The organism is Brachybacterium sp. AOP29-B2-41, assembly GCF_052378395.1.
GTDB lineage: Bacteria > Actinomycetota > Actinomycetes > Actinomycetales > Dermabacteraceae > Brachybacterium.
Genome location: NZ_JBQSXR010000035.1, coordinates 1 through 15,937 on the forward strand (window position 1 = coordinate 1; position 15,937 = coordinate 15,937).

Genomic DNA, 15,937 nt, shown 5'->3' on the forward strand with positions numbered 1-15,937 from the left:
GAGGCCGAGGGAAGAGGGGCGCGCCGGGAGCCGTACCCGACAGGAGCGTCCCCGACTTCGGAGGACCGACCGGCGGTTCCAGCCCGGACCAGGTCTGTGGTCCCGCGAGGGAGTGGGATGAGCGTCCTGGTCATGGTCGAAACTGCAGGGGTATAGAGGGGTTAGGCGGCCGCTCGGGCGTGGTTGTCCGGCGCTAGGGTGGCGTACCCACGCGGCGGGAGGAGGTGGTCGGGCGATCGCAGAGGCGCTGGTCATGGTGGTGGCACTGGTGACGGCGATGCTCAACCTCGGCGCGGCTGTGCTGCGGCTGCTCGAGACTGAGCGGGGTAGGGGTCGTCGGGACCGAGGCGGACGGCACCGGCGATGAGTGCACAGGAGGGGGCGGCCGAGCTGCCCCCTCCTGTGATGTCCCCGCCGCTCGCAGAAGGCGCCGGAGAGCCGTCGGGGCGCGGGGAGAGGAGTTAGGGGGCGGCGCGGTGGGCGCCGGGGTGGTGGCGGCGGCGGATGCATGGCGCTTTGGCGCGGGGCATGAAGGCGTTGCAGCGCGGTTGCTCGCGCTGGGCCAGGATCCGCTCTGGGTCGGAGCTGCCCGCCACTCGATCCAGTGCGGCTCTGAGTGCCCGTCCGGGGTCCAGTGCGCCGCTGGCGGGGTCCCAGGCGTGCGCCAGTGCCGCGTTCAGCTCATCAGCCGAGAGGAGATCGGCAACGTCCTGGTCGAGCGCACCGACGGCGACAACGGACTTCACGAGCCCCGCGGGTGGGGGCTCGGGGCGGTAGTCCCACAGTTCCAAGCCGTGCTTCTGCGCGGTCGCCTCGTATACCTCGAGCATGTCCCAGATGCTCTGGACGACGTCCTGGTCGAGCGTTCCGCTGGCCACGAGCGCGTTCACGGCGTCGTAGACGCGGTTGTTGCTGCGCGGCCCGATCGCGACGACCTCGATCAGTCCCGTGCCCTCCGGGGAGATGGTGGAGCGAAAGACGATCCGGTGATCCCCGCGCAGCGTCGAGGCCGTGTTCAGTCCCGCGAGGGCGTTGGACAGCGGATGCTTCCCCCAGGGCTTCGCGAAGAGAGCAGTGAGGTCATCGAGCACCTCGTCCCACTGCGACTGCTCGACATGCTCCGCGATCCACTCCTCCACGTGGCTAGATAGCACCAGCTCAGCCTGATCATCCGGGAAGTGTTCACCGGCGCGCATGCAGCCGCTCGCGCACCTCGTCCACGCGAGAGAACTCAGACCTCTCAGCGACCAGGTCGGTAACTCCCTGGACGAGACGGTCCGCGGCGTGCCGCAAAGACCTCTCCAGCTCGTCGAAGTGCTCAGGACTCATCACGACCGCGGTCGGCTTGCCGTGATTGGTCAGGACGACAGTGCGCTCAGCAGCCTTCTCTGCCAAGAACCCAGCACCCTTCTTCGTCGCGACCGTGGCAGGCATGCGCAGAGGGGTAGTCATGCCGCCAACTCTAGCAGAGTGAGCCCCGGAAGTTCGAACTTTGTTCTCGTGCTCGACCGTTGATGCAACGGCGCTAGCACCCCAGTAGTCGGGGTCAGGGTCCTCACCCAGCGAGCACTGAGACCACATCAGCGCGGCCTGACCTGCGGTGACGCAGTTGGAGAGGCTGGCGTGAGGGTAAATCAGCGCATCCTGACCTGGGGTGATGCGTACGGAGTGCCCGGCTTGAGGGTAAATCTGCGCAGCCTGACCAGGTCTGATGCATGCGGAGCTCTCACATGACTGCCCGACCAGCTCTGTCTGAGGGGTGTGGGCTGGTGGATACGGTCGAGCTGATGGCGAGTGGCACCGGAAGGGAGTGGATGCGGTGCGCTTCGGAGGCAGGGTGCTCTCGGTTCGGGAGCTGATCGAAAAGGCTCAGTCTGCTCCCGGGGTGGATTGGCGCGCTCTTTCGAGTGACGGCCCTCTGCGTCACACGGCTCGGAGTAACGCGCGGGAGTGCGCCCGGATGCTCTTGGAGGAGGAATTGTCAAGACCTGTGGATTGGGGCTCAGCTACCGGAGCAACAGCAGGCTCTTCATCTGCTCGTGCTTCCTACAGATCGCGGTCACCAGCGTCGCATCCAGATCGACGGTCGATGGGCCGCTCTCGTCGCACGCTTCCCAGCCAGGCACAAAACCGTCGTCCGCGCAGCTTAACGGGCCGCACCGATCGGCCCCTTCGCTGCATCCACATCGCCTGCCAGCACTGTCAGCGGTCGGGAGCGCGTCGTGTCGGAGCCGACCGGGTTATACGCCTCAATCCCGGCCCGCAGAGAGGAGACCTCCGCGAGACGGTTGGCGCCGAGTGCCACTGTCATGGCCGTGAAGAGCCTGCCCGGGTGATGCCGCGCCAGCGCCCTGCGCCACAGCAGCAGGGCGCTCGCCATCTGCAGATTGTCCTCGGTAGTGCTAACCGCTTCTGTCAGCCCTCGCCCGCGTTGCGGGGCCTCCGCGACGTCGATTCGCCCCCATGGTTGCCAGCCGGCATTATAGCCTTCACGCTAGAGGAGCTCTTTGAAGTTGCTGGAGTGCTCATGAACCAATTACTTCTTCTTTCCGAAACACCCGCGCGGTTGCCTCAGAGTAAATCCAGAGATAGGGGCGACTCCGCATGGTGCGCCGACGATCACGAGAAGGCACGAGGTAGCACTTATTTCCGCCTCGCCTTGGAAGCAATTGCGCTACCACCAATGCAAAGCACTCCAACCACAGTTAACGCGAGACCCAGAATGAAGCCTATACCCGCGCCTATGTTGGCTCCGCCACCGTCGGCCGATGTGACCATATTGAAAAGGCATGATACGAGTGCCAGGACGAGCCCGAAAATAAGAATTACCAAACCAGCGTTGGTCGCAGCCTTCATGCCCACCCCATTCAAGCAGGGTCTCCAGTACCCTCGTAGTGACTTCTACCAAATATGCGTACGGCGCGATAATAGGTGTTGGCTGCCCCCAAACATGCCGTCTCTTGCTGATTCCCGTCCGGGTATGCGGCATCACAGGCGGCCCTAAGGCCATAACGAAGTCGCTGGTCACAAAGCTTACGAGAAAGGTCCGAGGTGCTCGAGTAACAAATATCGCGCGAATCACATGTGGGCCGAAAATTCGCTGCCCCCCAACTGTCCGGCGAATAGCTGCACCCATTAGGGGGTGCGTAGGGGGTTATCTTGTGGTCGCTACCTTGAAGCGCAGATGTAGAATACTCCCATGCATCGATAATTGCATTACCAACGTAGCTATCTTTACTGCTGGCAGAGGACTCGGCCGTAGCGGGGGTGTCCGTAACAGTTAGATCCGAAAAATCGCTTGAGTTCCAGGTTGCTGTCAGTCCGTCGCGCGTATAACTGTGCTCGGTAGTTTCCGCGTCAGCCCGCGATGGCGCTAGCGCCAACATCAATACGATAATCGTTAACCACGCTAGCACACTCAAAGACAATCTTGTTCGGACCGCTATATCCATCACCCCTCCTCACGTTAGGCTTCACCTCCGCCACCTGCGGCGACTTGCGGGCCCAGGCGGGCAGGATCGCCGAGGCGAACCGACGTCGCTCCCCGGCCTCGTCGGTGCGCTTGTCGTTGACCCGCGGAGCACGGACCGGCACCGCGCCCGCCGCGGTGGTCACCTCGCGCGGTTCGTGGTGACCGTTGCGGACCACCAGCCGGTGGCCGTCGGCGTCGACCTCGTCGGCCGCGGCATCGACGTAGGCGGCGACCTCGGCCTGCAGCGCCGCCGCGAGCATCTGCCGCGCCCCGTCACGGGCAAGCGCGTCGAGCACCGACTCGCCGGACGGATTCGCCCCGTTCTGATTGGCCTCGTCGGAGTCGGGGACTATCTTGAGCATCGGGCGTACCTTCCCGAACCAGCGAGCCAACGCCGGTCCTTGATCAGAACTGCTTCGTCTAGAAGATCATCCTCGGGAAGGTGCGCCCCTTGCACGCCCCCTCGCCGGGAGTCATCCACAGGTTCTGATCATTCCTCCTCTTGGAGGGCGACTCCCTCGATGCGTGCTGACGCTTCGGGATCCTCCAGTCCCTCGATGACTACACCTCGGCCATCCGACGCAGGGGGCTGGATCTTGGGACGATGGTCTTTGCGCGCGAGCCTGAACCGACTGGGTGGCACGAGATCAACGCGGCTTTCGCGGCACTCGCGGACCACCTCTCAGGGCGTGATGGGTGGACTGCCCCGGAGTGGGTGAGGGACTCGGCGCGGGGGCGCGGGTGACGCCACCATGGTTCTCGGACGTGCCGGCGATCTTCCGAGACGAGGCGCAGCAGCAGAGCCCTCGCGCGTTCCGTGAGCGCGGAATCTTCATCACCGCCGCGTCACTGAACCGAGCATGAATCATCCGGTGGCAAGACGTTCCAGCGCAGATCGCGTCAGCTGCCTCTGAAGCGCGACCGCGTCTCCACCTCGCTGATCGATCCAGGCTGGAGCCGAGCATTCGTCAGGTCAGCTCCAGGCCTGTCTCCGTCGCGGCGGTACGCCTTGCGGCGCCGGACGGCCTCGTGCAGAGCTTCCGTTAGGGCTCGGGACCGTCCGAGCCAGCACTGAACCTGCCTGCTTAGCAACTGGCACATCTGGACCAGTTGCTAAACGACGCCCCGCAGAGGCCCGGCCCCTGCGCGATGAGCCCTGCAGCCGAGCTGCCCACACGAACTGCCGAAGCGGCAGCGCGAGTACTCCATCCAGACCAACGGCACGAGCTCCAGAGAGGACCGACCAGAAGCCAGACAGAGCACGAAGCATCAGCTCAACACCCCCGAGATAGATCCCGCCGAAAACATCCTCAGTACGCCCACAAGCAGAGACACGATCCCCAGCATCAGGCACGCCCCCAGAACGCAGAAGCTCAGAAGTAACAGGACGACGGACCTCTGGCACCAATGCGTCCCCGGAGGGACAACGTAGTACCCCCGTGTAGGGTGTTAGCGGGCGTGCTCGAGGAGGTAGAGATGGGTCGACAAGGCCGCGTGAGATGCCCTGTGTGCGGCGGGCAGTTCACTGCCGGGCGCCGTACCTACTGTTCCGATCAGTGCCGCAAGCGCGCACAGATGCGCCGCTACCGCGCCCGCCAGGCGGGGCGGCTTCCCGCCGCCTCGCGCACCCCACAGGCCCCCGTCGCGGTGCCCCGGCCACAGCGCTGGGTCGACGGCCTGCCCGAGGACCTGCAAGCAGCCCGCGGCCGGCCCATGACGCATGAAGAGCTGCACGACGAGCTCTACGACTTAGCCGAGATCTCAGCCCAGATCGCAGGCCTCTCGCGTCAGATGAGAGACCGCATCGAACGTCTCCAACGTGACGAGCTCTGGACACAGGACCCAGGCTTCACGAGCCTGGACCAGGCGCTGGGGCACGCACTCTTCCTCGCGGCGTCCGAGGCGCCCCCACTGCTCGAGGCCATCACGGCGGTCACCGGCACCACACCGAAGCCCTCCCCGTACGGCAGCTGAAGCGCCATGGTCGGTGACGTGGTCGACCGGCAGAGTTCAGCTCTGATCCCAGAGATCGACCTGGATTCGTCGTTCGGGATCCAGGCCTCGCAGCCCCTCGACGGCGAGGCGCTGAGCCTCCTCCCCATCTACTAGACGGATCCCCTGTGGATGCTCCTGAGTACGCTCCGCTCCAATGCCGCGAACTCGGAAGAGATGCGGCGGGAGCTGCTCGAGCCACTCCGCGATTGCCTGCGCCGGCCCCACATACGTCAGGGGGTAACCGCTCCAGTTCGTCTGCTCGAGGATGCCGCCCTCGACCAGGGCATCGAGCCCCCGGACATCCAAGAGCGTGCCGATCGGAGGCAGCCGCTCCCCCGTCTCCGGGTCCGTCGTGTACCCCGTGAATGCCAACATGGACACCGCCCTTCCGTGACAGATACCTCCAGCATGCAGCACCACTCGGCAGCAGGGCTGCAGCGGACCGGCGTAGCTGATCTGGCTTGCCTGCTGGGTGGACCGGAAGGATGTGTATAGGGCGTTCCCTGCTTTGCAGGGCGCGACACGCCGCCTGGTTCTGTTCCAGGAACGTTGGTCTCCGTGTAACGTGATCCGCATGGCACAGAAGCGAAGTGGAGGTCGTCCGAGCAAGGGCGACCGTGCGGATATCAAGACCCGCATCCCGACCACCAGCCGCGACAAGCTGTACGAGTATGCGGAGCTGGTTGGAGAGTCAGTGACGGACCTTACCGCTGCCCAGCTCGTGCCGTGGATCGCCAGTCTGGACTTGGAGAAGGCGCGCCTAGGCGCAGCTCAAGAGAGCCTGGAGATAGATCGAAAGACCGCATAAAGACTTCACCCCCGCAACCTGTTGGCGCAGGTCCGGGGGTGGTGAAAGAAGTCTTGGGGGCCAGTTGGCGCTGGTGATCCCCGAGGTGAGATGAAAGGAGGTATCTCTACTTGGTACCCCCAGAGTACGGGGGGCGCGCCGCCGTAGGCAAGTACGGTGAGCCTGGCGTGTCTACCCCCCCCTATACGGCCCTCTCCCCCGAGGCCTCTTGGTCGCTCACCGCGTCCGTGATCGCTGGCCAGCCCCGCATGCGCCTGGGTAAGCCCCAGCGTGAGAACCGCGTCAGCTACCCCGCGAGGACCGAGCAAGCCCTCACCACTGATCTGCCGTCCAAGCCGGCCGCTGTCCGCCTCTACAGCGACGCCGGACAGTGCAACGTTCTCGCTCTCGACTTCGATGCGAAGGACCGCACTACCGAGCAGATCGCCGACGTCGCGTACGACGTCTTCCAGACCGAGGCGATGCTCGACCAGGCCGGTGCCTGGTTCCTCACGGACCACGCTCACGGTGGCTCCCACGTCTACGTCCTTCTCGAGCAGCCGCTGGCCTTCCTCGAAGCGCGTGAGCTCGTCGAGGCGATGGCCCAGCGCTGGGCGACGCTCGACCCCTCCCCCCACCAGTCGATCGCCCGAGGCTGCATCACCGTCCCCGGCAGCGTCCACAAGCTCGGCGGCCACCGCCAGCTCACTATCAGTGAACGCTCCCTGCGCGAGCGCGTTGACGGACTCCGCACACCTGCCCGCGCCGTCCGCCGGCTCCGCCTCACGTTCCGCGACGAGATCCGCCTCGTGCAGGCCAAGCGCGCCGCGACCGCCGCGGCCGAGCCCCACAGCACCCCCGTCGTCTACGAAGCCGGCGCCGGCCGCGTCATGGGCCAGAAGTACCTCTCCCTCGCCCTCGAGGGCGACTGGGCGGCCTACGGCTACGACAGCCCCTCAGAAGCCCGCTGGGCCGTCCTCTGGTCCGCCATGGCCACCGGCCTTAGCCGCGAGGACGTCGCCGCGCGCATGAGCGACGGACGCTGGCCCGGCCTCTGGGCACTCCACGCCCACCGCCCACACCCCTGGCGCTCCTTCGCCGGCGACTGGACCCGCATGGAGCCCCTGTTCAGAGCCAAGAACGAAGCGCAGGGGGACTCCGTCCATACATCTGACACAAGCGCCATCTCTCACACGGGGGAGCCCTCCGTCCGTGACACCCACGGCATGATCCGCACCTGGCGCAGCCTGCTCCACGAGGTGGAGACCCGAGAATTCCCCGGTGCCCACGGCTGGACCCGCCGCCTCCTCCTCCGCGCAATCGCCAAGCAGTCCCACGAGATCGGCTCCACCCTCACCGCGACCGGCATCCGCGGTCTCTCCCTCGCCACCGGGCTCAGCATCCAGACCGTCGCCACACTCCTCCGCGAGCTCTCCACCCAGGACGACCCCTGGATCACCCTCACCCTGCGCGCCCACGGCCGCGACGCCGCCGCCTACGAGCTCCGCATCCCCGACCGCCACGCAGCCACAGCCGAGACCGTGCGCTGGATCCGCGGGAAGGCCCACGCCCTCCGTCCCGTCTTTGAACGCCTCGGCGCGCCCGCAGCCCTCACCTACGAAGCCATCGAGCACGGCCATGGCTCCTCCCCCGCGACCATCCAGGCCCGCACCGGCCTCTCTCGCACCGCCGTCACCGACGCCCTCGCCACCCTCACCGGCTGGAACCTCATCGACGGCCACGCCGACGAGGGCTACTGGCTCACCAGCGACGACCGCGAGCTCGAGCGACTCGCCGAACGCTTCGGCGTCACCCACGCCCGCGCCACCAAGATCGCGGCCTACCGCGAACACCGCCGCATCTGGTGGGCCTACCTCGAGCGCCACCACATCGCCCTCCACGCCGACGACCTCGAAGCAGACCGCGAGATCCGAGCCCTCCTCGACGAAATGCGCCTCAACGACCTCGATCCACCCCCACCCAACGCCAGCAGGCCAGCACGCCAGCACACACTGGAAGGTGTCGCATGACCTCCACCCAAGCGAGGAGACACCGCGCCCACCTCGCACGCCGCCGACGAAGCATCCGAGTGCTGTGCGCTCTGTGGCGACCCGTCCGACTCACCACGCCGGGAGCTGTCCCGCGTAGCACCGCATGAGCGCTCGTCGGCGGGCTCTACAGCACCACGTGGCTCACAGCCACCATCGCCGCACTCATCCTGGCGCTCTACCCCGCACCCGGCCCCGTCGGCACCCAGGACGCGTGGACACTCTTCAACAGCCTCGTTCCCGCCCTTGCCCTCACCTTCGCAGGCCTCGCCATACTGCAGCTCCTCGCCAAGACCACCGACACCCCTCCATCCACCATCGGTGCCGGCATGCCAGCAGGCTGGCGCGGCAGCGTCGCCACCTTCTTCCTCGCGACGCTGATCTTCCAGATGCGGGGCGTCATCACCACCGCACTGGAAGCGGTCCCCGGACTGCCGGACCAGAACTCCTTCCCCTGGACTCCCCCGAGCAGCCCTGACGCCGCGGCCTTCTTCGTCTACGACAGCATGCTCAGCGGCGCCGTCGAAGAGATCATCGTCCTCGCCATCCCCGTGATCGCCCTGCGCGCCGCCGGCCACCGCTGGCCGACCATCCTCATCACCGCCGTCCTGCTTCGGACCGCGTTCCACGTCTACTACGGCGCGATCGCGATCCCCGGCCACCTCATCTGGGCGCTCGCCCTCGCACTGCTCTACATCGCGACCGCCCGCATCTGGCCCCTCTTCCTCGCCCACGCCATGAACAACGGCATCGCCTCGCTCTACTACGTCATTCACGAGAGGGACCCCAGCGCAGCCACCACCCTCCTCAGCGCATCACAAGGCGTCCTCACCCTCTGCGCCACAGCCGGCCTCCTCCTCGCGATCCTGCTCGGCAGCGCGCTCCTCGCCGCCCGACGACAGAACACAGGACGACCTGGCACGCCAGCACGCCAGCGTGACGACACCCCAGCGTGACGGCATGCCGTCTTGCCGGCACGCCGGCACGCCAGTAGCTTGCAGGCATGGACACTCGACACCCCACCGATCCAAGACCCCCGGTGACGGCCATCGCCGGAGGCGGACTCCCGCTCTGGCTCTCGCGACGAGGGGAGAAGTGATGACACCGCGAAAGACCGTCGCCGTCGTGAACCTCAAGGGGGGCGTCGGCAAGACCACGGCCGCCCTCCTCATCTCGACCCAGCTCGCCAATCTCGGGCACACCGTGACCGTGCTCGACATGGACACCCAGGGGTCCGCCACAGACTGGGCGCGAATCGCTGACGAGGACGGCGCCCCCCTGCCGTTCGAGGTTCGCCCCGCCAACCACGCCAGCCTCCGCAGCTACAAGCAGACCGCCGACTTCACCGTCATCGACACACCCCCCACCGACCCCAGCGTCGTGGACGCAGCCGTGAAGGTCGCCGACCTCATCATCGTCCCCACGCCGCCAGGCTTCATGGACACCGACCGCGCCTGGAGCACCGTCGAGGTGACCGCTTCCCAGGTCCCCACGTATGTGCTCCTGTCCCGCTTCGATGGCCGCACCAACGACGCCGCCGACTTCGCCTCGCTCCTCGATGAGCGAGGGGTCGGCCGGTTCGAAACCGTCATCCCAGCCAGCGTCTCCATCGGGCGACTGCGCGGCACCGTCCCCGACCCCAGCAAGTTCCGCTTCGACGACCTCACCACCGAGCTCCTGGAGGTGCTCTGACCATGGCCACCAAGCCCGCAGACCGGTTCGCCGCCCGCCCCCGGACCAACGCCCGTTCGACGGGAAGCGCCAAGGATGCCTTCATCGACCCGTCCTCGCTGGCAGCCGACGAGATGAGCAAGCTGACCATCCGCCTCCTGAAGTCGCTGCACAAGGACGTGAAGGCCGCCGCCCTCGCCGAGGACGTCAGCGTCCAGGAATGGATCCAGGACGCCATCAACCAGAAGCTCGCCAACAACCCGGCACGCTGACAACCCAGCATGCCAGCATGCTTGGGGAACATGCGGCCGCAACCGATTCGCATCAGCGCCACCGACTGAACCCCTCACCGCCCAAAGCTGACGTGCTGGCAAACCAGCAAACTGGCACCGTCTCTTCGGAGGAGGCTTCCTCATGGACCGCACGCCCCGCCTGCCGAACTGTGACAGCGCACCGCGCTGGATCAAGCCCCGTCGGTACAGTGACCTGAGTCTCTGTAACCGGCCTGGGGGATCCACGTGGCACACCTACCCGCGCATCAGTCCCGACCGAGTGATCGACGGAGACACGATCGACGTCACCGGGAGCGGGGGAGGAAAGCCGCAGCGGGTTCGCGTGCTCGGCATCAACACCCCCGAGGTCGCACACCAAGGCCAGTCGGCGCAGTGCGGGGGAGACGAAGCGTCCAAGCAGCTCGAGAAGCTGCTCCCGAAGGGCACCGAGGTCGAGCTCATCGGAGACTCCCGCTCTGACGACGAGGACCGATACGGCCGGCTCCTGCGCTACGTCGAGACCCCCAACGACAGCACCGACGTGGGTGCGCAGCTCATCGCAGACGGCTACGCCTACGCGTGGAAACCTGCCAGCGCCCCGCGCCCGGACCGCTGGGACGACTATGAAGCCGCCACCAATGAAGCCCAAGAGGCCCAAGGTGGCTCCTGGGAAACTTGCCCCGACTTCACTGCAAGCAAAGGAAGCCGATGAGAGCGTTCGGGAAACTGGTTCGTACAACAGCGCTTGCCGTCCGCATGTACTTCACGACCCTTGTCACCACAGTCGGATCCGGTTTTGTAGGCGCCGTGTTCGGTGCCTACGTGACCGGACCCCCGCAAGGCCTCGCAGCCCTCATCGTCGCAGCCGTCGCGATCCTCCTGGTGCTGGGACTCATGGGGTATGCGCTCCTTGTCCCCGGTGTCAGCGATGGGGAACTGCGTCTGCGCCAGCAGGCAGCCGCATTCGGCCGCCACCTCAAGGAGTACAAGGACGGTCTCCCCTCCGACGAAGCGGAGTTGGCGGACCTGCGTAAAGCGACGCGAGCTCTCCGCGTCTGCGTCGCGGACAACCTGACGGAATCAGAGCACAACCTTCGCGCAGCGGAGCGTCGCACGCGCCAGCTCACGCTTCACCTCGAGGACATCCGTCAGTTCGAGGAGAGACTGAAGGAGCGCGGCTAGTGTCAACGCTGCCTGCGCCGCGGCCGGCGCGGTTGCGCGACATCCCTCGCGCCGCATGGATTCTCTCGCGAGCCTTCGCCTCCACTTCGTACCTCGGCGGACACATCCACGCGCAGGCGCTCGCCTCGATGTTTCATCGAGGCCAGGAGGCTCCGGAATACTCCCCGATGCGAGCGCTGCTCAATCGAAGATGCTCTCGGGTGGTGGGGTGAGCCAGACAATATCCGTGCCGGGCTTGTCGCCAGGGAACTCGACTGGGTGCGCGCTGCGGAATGCGACGAAGTACTGCGTTCCTTCGGGGGTCTCCGAGGACTTGTTGAACTCTTCCGCCCACCGCAGCACATCACGCACGTCGTCACTCTCGACGTCGTGCATCTGTACGTAGTTACCCGGGTGCGCGAAGGCGACTCGGAACTGGGTCGCCTCATCCTCGGCGACAGTGTCTCGCTCGTCGATCAATCGGTGCTTCATCAGGCCTCCCCGCCCCAGGCTAGCGGCCACCCAGACGCACACGTCAGCAGATGCCGCCGAGGAGCGTCTCGATGGGGCGGGTGGCGCTGCACGCGAGAAGATCGCTACGCCCCCTCTGCACAGAACGCGGGCCACCCACACCACACTCACCCTGGAGCTCCCCGTCTTCGATACAGAACCTCCATAAGGGCTACGGCCATTGGCGTCATACTTTCCGCATGACCCCTCCTCCATCGCTCGCCGGCCGTTTGATCGGGCCGATCGGGGCAGCAGCCGTGCTGGCATATGCGGTTTTCGCAGCAGTCCAGATCCAGGTACTCAACCCGCTCGCCACGATGCCCGGATATACCCTGCAAGAGATCCACGCCGCCGTCGTGCAGAGGGACTCCGCAGACACAATGGGCTGGGGCCTGATGAGTGTGGCACTCGCGATCGGGCCTGTGATCGCGTTGATCGTGGCGGCCCTCGGTGTGCGCGGCCGACTCCACGCCGGAACCGTATTGATGATCATGCTGGGACTGCTATCGCTGGGCTCTCCCGGCTACTTAGTAGCGTCCTTCCCGGCCGGAATGACACTGGCCGACACCTTTATGGTCGGCGGCGCGGACCATGCCCCCTGGGCGAGCATCCTGCACGCTGCTAGCACGCTGTCGATTCTGGCGCTGGCGGGACTCTCGATCGCCCGAGCAGTACGGACGCCAAGGGCGCCAAGGGGCTGACGCGCAGAGAGGTGCCACGCGCAGCGTCACGAGGTGCGTTCCGAATTGCTGCAGGACTTGTGGTGCAGCGTGTGAAACTGGCGTCAGGGGCTGCCGCAACGAAAGGTTACATCTGATCTGGCGTTAACGACTGTCGCTTTGGGGTATACCCAAACGCGACACACGCCGCCGAGACATTGTCCCTGTTCCACAAGGTCCATTCCCGTGTTTTGACACATGTCTCGGGTAGGGTCTTAGACATGAATGGAGCACATCGGTCCCCGGGGCAGCGCGTCGCGTACCTCCGGGTGTCATCGGCCGGCCAGAACCTCGCCCGGCAGCTCGAGGCGGTGGGGGAGTGCGACCAGACCTTCACCGAGAAGCAGTCCGGCAAGAGCGTGACGGACCGTCCGCAGCTGCAGGCGCTCATCCGGCACGTCCGCCGCGGCGACCACGTCGTCGTCGCGTCCATGGACCGTCTCGCCCGCTCGGTCATCGACCTCAACGACATCGTCCAGCAGATCACCGGCGACCCTGCCGAGCACACCGAGCAGCACCCCCGGAAGGGCGCGAGCATCGAGTTCCTCAAGGAGCGGCTCGCCTTCGAGCCCGGACACTCAGACCCGATGGCCGCGTTCCAGCTGAACATGATGGGCGCCTTCGCCCAGTTCGAGCGCGAGCTCATCCGCCAGCGCCAGACCGAGGGCATCGCCGCCGCGAAGAAGCGCGGCGCCTACAAGGGCCGGCCCCGCAGTCTCGAGAGTGACCAGATCCGCTCCGTCCGCAACGCCGCCCTCGCCGGCACACCCAAAGCCCAAATCGCCCGTGAGCACGGCATCAGCCGATCCACGCTGTATCGCTACCTCGCGCACCCGGCACTGCCCCTCGGCTAGAGGCCGTCTTGGCTGTGACCTTTTAGTAGTCTCAGTGCACGTCACCACACGAGGGAGATCCATGGCGAAGGCACTGTCGCTCAACGAGATTCGCCGGCGCGCTGCGCAATTCGTCGTGGACTGGCGTGACGAGCCTGGCGACGAGCGGCAGCAGGCCCAGTCCTTTGTGGGAGACCTGCTGCGGACATTCGGCATCACCGCGACGAAGGCCGCGCTGTACGAGAAGCGAGCCAAGCGATCCTCCACCGGCCACCAGGGCTACATCGACGCACTGGTCCCGGGCCTGTGCCTGATCGAGATGAAGTCGGCCGGCAAAGACCTCGCGGTCGCGGAGCGTCAAGCCCTCGACTACGTGGACGACCTCCCCGATGTGGAGGCCCCGCGATGGATCATCACCAGCGACTTCCATTCCTTCCGCGTCTTAGACCTCAAGGCCGAGGGCGGCGCCGACACTGAGACCTTCACCCTCGAGCACCTCCCCAGGAACGTGGAGGCTCTCGCGTTCCTGGCCGGCTACCAGACCCGAGCTTTCGGCGATCAGCAGCAGGAAGCAGCCTCCATCAAGGCTGCGAACATCATGGCGGACCTCTACGAGGCCCTGAGCTCCTCCGGCTACGACGACCACGACGCTTCCGTGTTCCTGGTCCGCGTCCTGTTCTGCCTGTACGCGGACGACTCTGGGGTGTGGGAGCGCGATCTGTTCTACGAGTTCCTCGAGCAACGCACCGCCGAAGACGGGACCGACCTCGGTCCCCAACTCGCCTTCTTGTTCCAGGCGATGAACCGGCCCGCCGACCGACGTCAGAAGAACATCGACGAGATCATCGCCCGCTTCCCCTACGTCAACGGCGGCATCTTCGCCGAACCCGCCGCGATCCCCTCCTTCGACAGCGCCATGCGCCGCCTCCTCATCCAGGCGTGCGCGTTCAACTGGTCCGACATCTCTCCGGCGATCTTCGGGTCGCTCTTCCAGGCTGTGAAGTCCGCCAAGGCTCGCCGTGAGCTGGGAGAGCACTACACGACCGAGACCAACATTCTCAAGACCATCGAACCGCTGTTCCTGGACGAGCTCCGCGATCGGCTCGCTGCCGCCCATGACGCCAAGAGCCTGAAGCGGCTACGGACGGACCTGTCCAAGCTGCGGATCATGGACCCTGCCTGCGGGTGCGGCAACTTCCTCGTCGTCGCCTACCGCGAGCTGCGCAAACTCGACCTCGTGATCCTCAAGCGCCTCCAGTTGCTGGGGGATACCAGCTGGCAGTCACCCACCGCGTTCTTCCTCAAAGAAGACCTCCCGATCACGCTGGATCACCTGGCAGGGATCGAGATCGAGGAGTGGCCGGCCCGCATTGCTTCCACTGCGCTACACCTGGCTGACCATCAGGCGAACCAGGCTATGGAGCTCGCGCTCGGGCAGGCACCTGATCCACTGCCACTGGATCGCATTGAGAGCGTCCATGTAGCCAACGCTCTACGCACTGACTGGGCCACGGTGATGCCCGCTAGTAACGACACCATCATCGTCGGCAACCCACCCTTCATCGGCATGAGCCGGATGAGCCTCGACCAGCAGAGCGATCGCAGCCTCGTCTTCTCCAAGATCGACAGCGAGGGGCTGCGCACCGGACGACTCGACTACGTGGCGTCCTGGTACGCGAAGACCATCGACTACCTTCGGCACACTCGCAGTGGGCGCGCTGCTTTCGTCTCGACGAACTCGCTCGTCCAGGGCGAGCAGGCCCGCACCATGGGGCCGCTGCTCGTCCGCAATGGGTTTGAGGTCGACTTCGCGCACCAGACCTTCAAGTGGACATCGGAGGCCCCAGAAGCGGCCGCAGTCCACTGCGTGATCGTCGGCTTCTCGCCCTTGACCCGCCGCAACAAGCGCCGCCGGCTGTACACCTACAAGACCGTGACCTCGGCACCCGTCGAATCCATCCCTAAGCGGCTGACCTTTCACCTGAGCGATGCCGGTGACTTCGTACCCAAGAAGCTTCGTCGGCCACTCGTCGACGAGATGCCGATGGCCCACAAGGGCAGCCAACCCACCGACGGACTCAATCTCATCGTCGCCGAAGAGGAGGTTGCCGAGGTGCGAGCGGACGCGGCTGCGCAGAAGTACTTGCGGCGCTTCGTGCAGGGCAAAGACATGCTCAACGACGAGCCCCGGCGCTGGTGTCTGTGGCTCAAGGATGCAGACCCTGCGGACATCCGGTCATCGCAGCTGCTGCGCCAGCGCCTCGAGGCGGTCTCAGAAGCGCGACGCCAGTCCGCTACCGCGTCGGTGCGAGCCTTCGCCGACCAGCCGCGACTCTTCACCCAAGACCGCCAACCCGCCGAGCGGTACTTCGCGCTTCCTGAAGTGTCCTCAGAGAACCGGGTCTGGATCCCCGGGCGGTTCTACGATGCTGACGTCATCGCAGGCAACAAGCTGATCATCTTCCCCGG

The 15,937-nt window shown here is 65.8% G+C and carries 17 protein-coding genes and 1 pseudogene; 11 read left to right on the forward strand and 7 right to left on the reverse strand.

Going from position 1 to position 15,937, the window contains the following annotated elements:
• Positions 1–461 precede the first annotated feature (461 nt).
• From ACT3T9_RS18405 to ACT3T9_RS18425, 5 genes and pseudogenes are all read right to left on the reverse strand, one after another.
• Positions 462–1,196 carry a hypothetical protein gene (locus ACT3T9_RS18405; RefSeq protein ID WP_193107383.1) on the reverse strand — a complete coding sequence of 245 codons (735 nt, stop codon included), beginning with the start codon at positions 1,194–1,196 and terminating at the stop codon, positions 462–464.
• Positions 1,183–1,452 carry a type II toxin-antitoxin system prevent-host-death family antitoxin gene (locus ACT3T9_RS18410; protein ID WP_193107382.1) on the reverse strand — a complete coding sequence of 90 codons (270 nt, stop codon included), beginning with the start codon at positions 1,450–1,452 and terminating at the stop codon, positions 1,183–1,185. The genes ACT3T9_RS18405 and ACT3T9_RS18410 overlap by 14 nt, the downstream gene beginning before the upstream one ends.
• 694 nt (positions 1,453–2,146) lie before the next feature.
• Positions 2,147–2,380 (reverse strand): hypothetical protein, encoded by a 234-nt coding sequence (locus tag ACT3T9_RS18415; protein WP_114359129.1) that lies wholly within the window; start codon positions 2,378–2,380, stop codon positions 2,147–2,149.
• 487 nt (positions 2,381–2,867) lie between these two features.
• Entirely contained in the window at positions 2,868–3,452 is a 585-nt protein-coding gene (locus tag ACT3T9_RS18420) for a phospholipase A2 (protein ID WP_370540849.1), read from the reverse strand.
• A 16-nt stretch (positions 3,453–3,468) separates the two neighbouring features.
• Positions 3,469–3,834 (reverse strand): annotated as a pseudogene (locus ACT3T9_RS18425) (transposase); the annotation flags it as partial.
• 1,213 nt (positions 3,835–5,047) lie between these two features.
• Between ACT3T9_RS18425 and ACT3T9_RS18430 the strand changes: the two are divergent.
• Positions 5,048–5,446: a hypothetical protein gene (locus tag ACT3T9_RS18430; protein ID WP_147271602.1), complete on the forward strand. Its 399-nt coding sequence runs from the start codon at positions 5,048–5,050 to the stop codon at positions 5,444–5,446.
• Positions 5,447–5,482: 36 nt separating this feature from the next.
• Here the strand turns inward: ACT3T9_RS18430 and ACT3T9_RS18435 are convergent, their stop codons facing one another.
• Positions 5,483–5,848 carry a hypothetical protein gene (locus ACT3T9_RS18435; RefSeq protein WP_114328190.1) on the reverse strand — a complete coding sequence of 122 codons (366 nt, stop codon included), beginning with the start codon at positions 5,846–5,848 and terminating at the stop codon, positions 5,483–5,485.
• A 193-nt stretch (positions 5,849–6,041) separates the two neighbouring features.
• Between ACT3T9_RS18435 and ACT3T9_RS18440 the strand changes: the two genes are divergently transcribed.
• The 7 genes from ACT3T9_RS18440 (at position 6,042) to ACT3T9_RS18470 (ending at position 11,427) form a co-directional block, all read left to right on the forward strand.
• Positions 6,042–6,275, forward strand: a complete 234-nt coding sequence (locus tag ACT3T9_RS18440) for a hypothetical protein (protein WP_114306458.1) — start codon at positions 6,042–6,044, stop codon at positions 6,273–6,275.
• Between the two features lie 167 nt (positions 6,276–6,442).
• The gene (locus ACT3T9_RS18445) at positions 6,443–8,284 is read left to right on the forward strand and encodes a hypothetical protein (RefSeq protein WP_147271604.1); all 1,842 of its coding nucleotides are present in this window, start codon (positions 6,443–6,445) and stop codon (positions 8,282–8,284) included.
• 347 nt (positions 8,285–8,631) lie between these two features.
• The gene (locus ACT3T9_RS18450; RefSeq protein WP_444607256.1) at positions 8,632–9,258 is read left to right on the forward strand and encodes a CPBP family glutamic-type intramembrane protease; all 627 of its coding nucleotides are present in this window, start codon (positions 8,632–8,634) and stop codon (positions 9,256–9,258) included.
• Between the two features lie 142 nt (positions 9,259–9,400).
• Complete coding sequence (locus tag ACT3T9_RS18455; RefSeq protein ID WP_181869279.1) at positions 9,401–9,994, forward strand: ParA family protein; 594 nt, start codon at positions 9,401–9,403, stop codon at positions 9,992–9,994.
• 2 nt (positions 9,995–9,996) lie between these two features.
• Positions 9,997–10,245 carry a toxin-antitoxin system HicB family antitoxin gene (locus ACT3T9_RS18460; RefSeq protein ID WP_114328197.1) on the forward strand — a complete coding sequence of 83 codons (249 nt, stop codon included), beginning with the start codon at positions 9,997–9,999 and terminating at the stop codon, positions 10,243–10,245.
• 142 nt (positions 10,246–10,387) lie between these two features.
• Positions 10,388–10,957 (forward strand): thermonuclease family protein, encoded by a 570-nt coding sequence (locus tag ACT3T9_RS18465; protein ID WP_114328199.1) that lies wholly within the window; start codon positions 10,388–10,390, stop codon positions 10,955–10,957.
• Complete coding sequence (locus ACT3T9_RS18470) at positions 10,954–11,427, forward strand: hypothetical protein (protein ID WP_114328201.1); 474 nt, start codon at positions 10,954–10,956, stop codon at positions 11,425–11,427. Before ACT3T9_RS18465 ends, ACT3T9_RS18470 begins: the two co-directional genes overlap by 4 nt.
• A gap of 180 nt (positions 11,428–11,607) precedes the next feature.
• Here the strand turns inward: ACT3T9_RS18470 and ACT3T9_RS18475 are convergent, their stop codons facing one another.
• Entirely contained in the window at positions 11,608–11,898 is a 291-nt protein-coding gene (locus ACT3T9_RS18475) for a hypothetical protein (RefSeq protein WP_114328203.1), read from the reverse strand.
• A gap of 218 nt (positions 11,899–12,116) precedes the next feature.
• On the opposite strand from ACT3T9_RS18475, the gene ACT3T9_RS18480 reads away from it, so the two are divergent.
• From ACT3T9_RS18480 to ACT3T9_RS18490, 3 genes are all read left to right on the forward strand, one after another.
• A complete protein-coding gene (locus tag ACT3T9_RS18480; protein ID WP_147271606.1) occupies positions 12,117–12,617 on the forward strand; it encodes a hypothetical protein in 501 nt (166 codons plus the stop codon).
• A 239-nt stretch (positions 12,618–12,856) separates the two neighbouring features.
• The gene (locus ACT3T9_RS18485) at positions 12,857–13,489 is read left to right on the forward strand and encodes a recombinase family protein (RefSeq protein ID WP_444607257.1); all 633 of its coding nucleotides are present in this window, start codon (positions 12,857–12,859) and stop codon (positions 13,487–13,489) included.
• Positions 13,490–13,550: 61 nt separating this feature from the next.
• Positions 13,551–15,937: DNA methyltransferase (locus ACT3T9_RS18490; RefSeq protein ID WP_444607258.1), on the forward strand; the 2,387-nt coding region annotated here is incomplete at its 3' end.

Excerpts from the sequence above, each read along its gene's own strand:
- ACT3T9_RS18405 (WP_193107383.1), bottom strand. The coding sequence starts at position 1,196 with ATGCGCGCCGGTGAACACTTCCCGGATGATCAGGCTGAGCTGGTGCTA.
- ACT3T9_RS18410 (WP_193107382.1), bottom strand. The coding sequence starts at position 1,452 with ATGACTACCCCTCTGCGCATGCCTGCCACGGTCGCGACGAAGAAGGGT.
- ACT3T9_RS18415 (WP_114359129.1), bottom strand. The coding sequence starts at position 2,380 with ATGGCGAGCGCCCTGCTGCTGTGGCGCAGGGCGCTGGCGCGGCATCAC.
- ACT3T9_RS18420 (WP_370540849.1), bottom strand. The coding sequence starts at position 3,452 with ATGGATATAGCGGTCCGAACAAGATTGTCTTTGAGTGTGCTAGCGTGG.
- ACT3T9_RS18430 (WP_147271602.1), top strand. The coding sequence starts at position 5,048 with ATGCGCCGCTACCGCGCCCGCCAGGCGGGGCGGCTTCCCGCCGCCTCG.
- ACT3T9_RS18440 (WP_114306458.1), top strand. The coding sequence starts at position 6,042 with ATGGCACAGAAGCGAAGTGGAGGTCGTCCGAGCAAGGGCGACCGTGCG.
- ACT3T9_RS18450 (WP_444607256.1), top strand. The coding sequence starts at position 8,632 with ATGCCAGCAGGCTGGCGCGGCAGCGTCGCCACCTTCTTCCTCGCGACG.
- ACT3T9_RS18455 (WP_181869279.1), top strand. The coding sequence starts at position 9,401 with ATGACACCGCGAAAGACCGTCGCCGTCGTGAACCTCAAGGGGGGCGTC.
- ACT3T9_RS18460 (WP_114328197.1), top strand. The coding sequence starts at position 9,997 with ATGGCCACCAAGCCCGCAGACCGGTTCGCCGCCCGCCCCCGGACCAAC.
- ACT3T9_RS18465 (WP_114328199.1), top strand. The coding sequence starts at position 10,388 with ATGGACCGCACGCCCCGCCTGCCGAACTGTGACAGCGCACCGCGCTGG.
- ACT3T9_RS18470 (WP_114328201.1), top strand. The coding sequence starts at position 10,954 with ATGAGAGCGTTCGGGAAACTGGTTCGTACAACAGCGCTTGCCGTCCGC.
- ACT3T9_RS18475 (WP_114328203.1), bottom strand. The coding sequence starts at position 11,898 with ATGAAGCACCGATTGATCGACGAGCGAGACACTGTCGCCGAGGATGAG.
- ACT3T9_RS18480 (WP_147271606.1), top strand. The coding sequence starts at position 12,117 with ATGACCCCTCCTCCATCGCTCGCCGGCCGTTTGATCGGGCCGATCGGG.
- ACT3T9_RS18485 (WP_444607257.1), top strand. The coding sequence starts at position 12,857 with ATGAATGGAGCACATCGGTCCCCGGGGCAGCGCGTCGCGTACCTCCGG.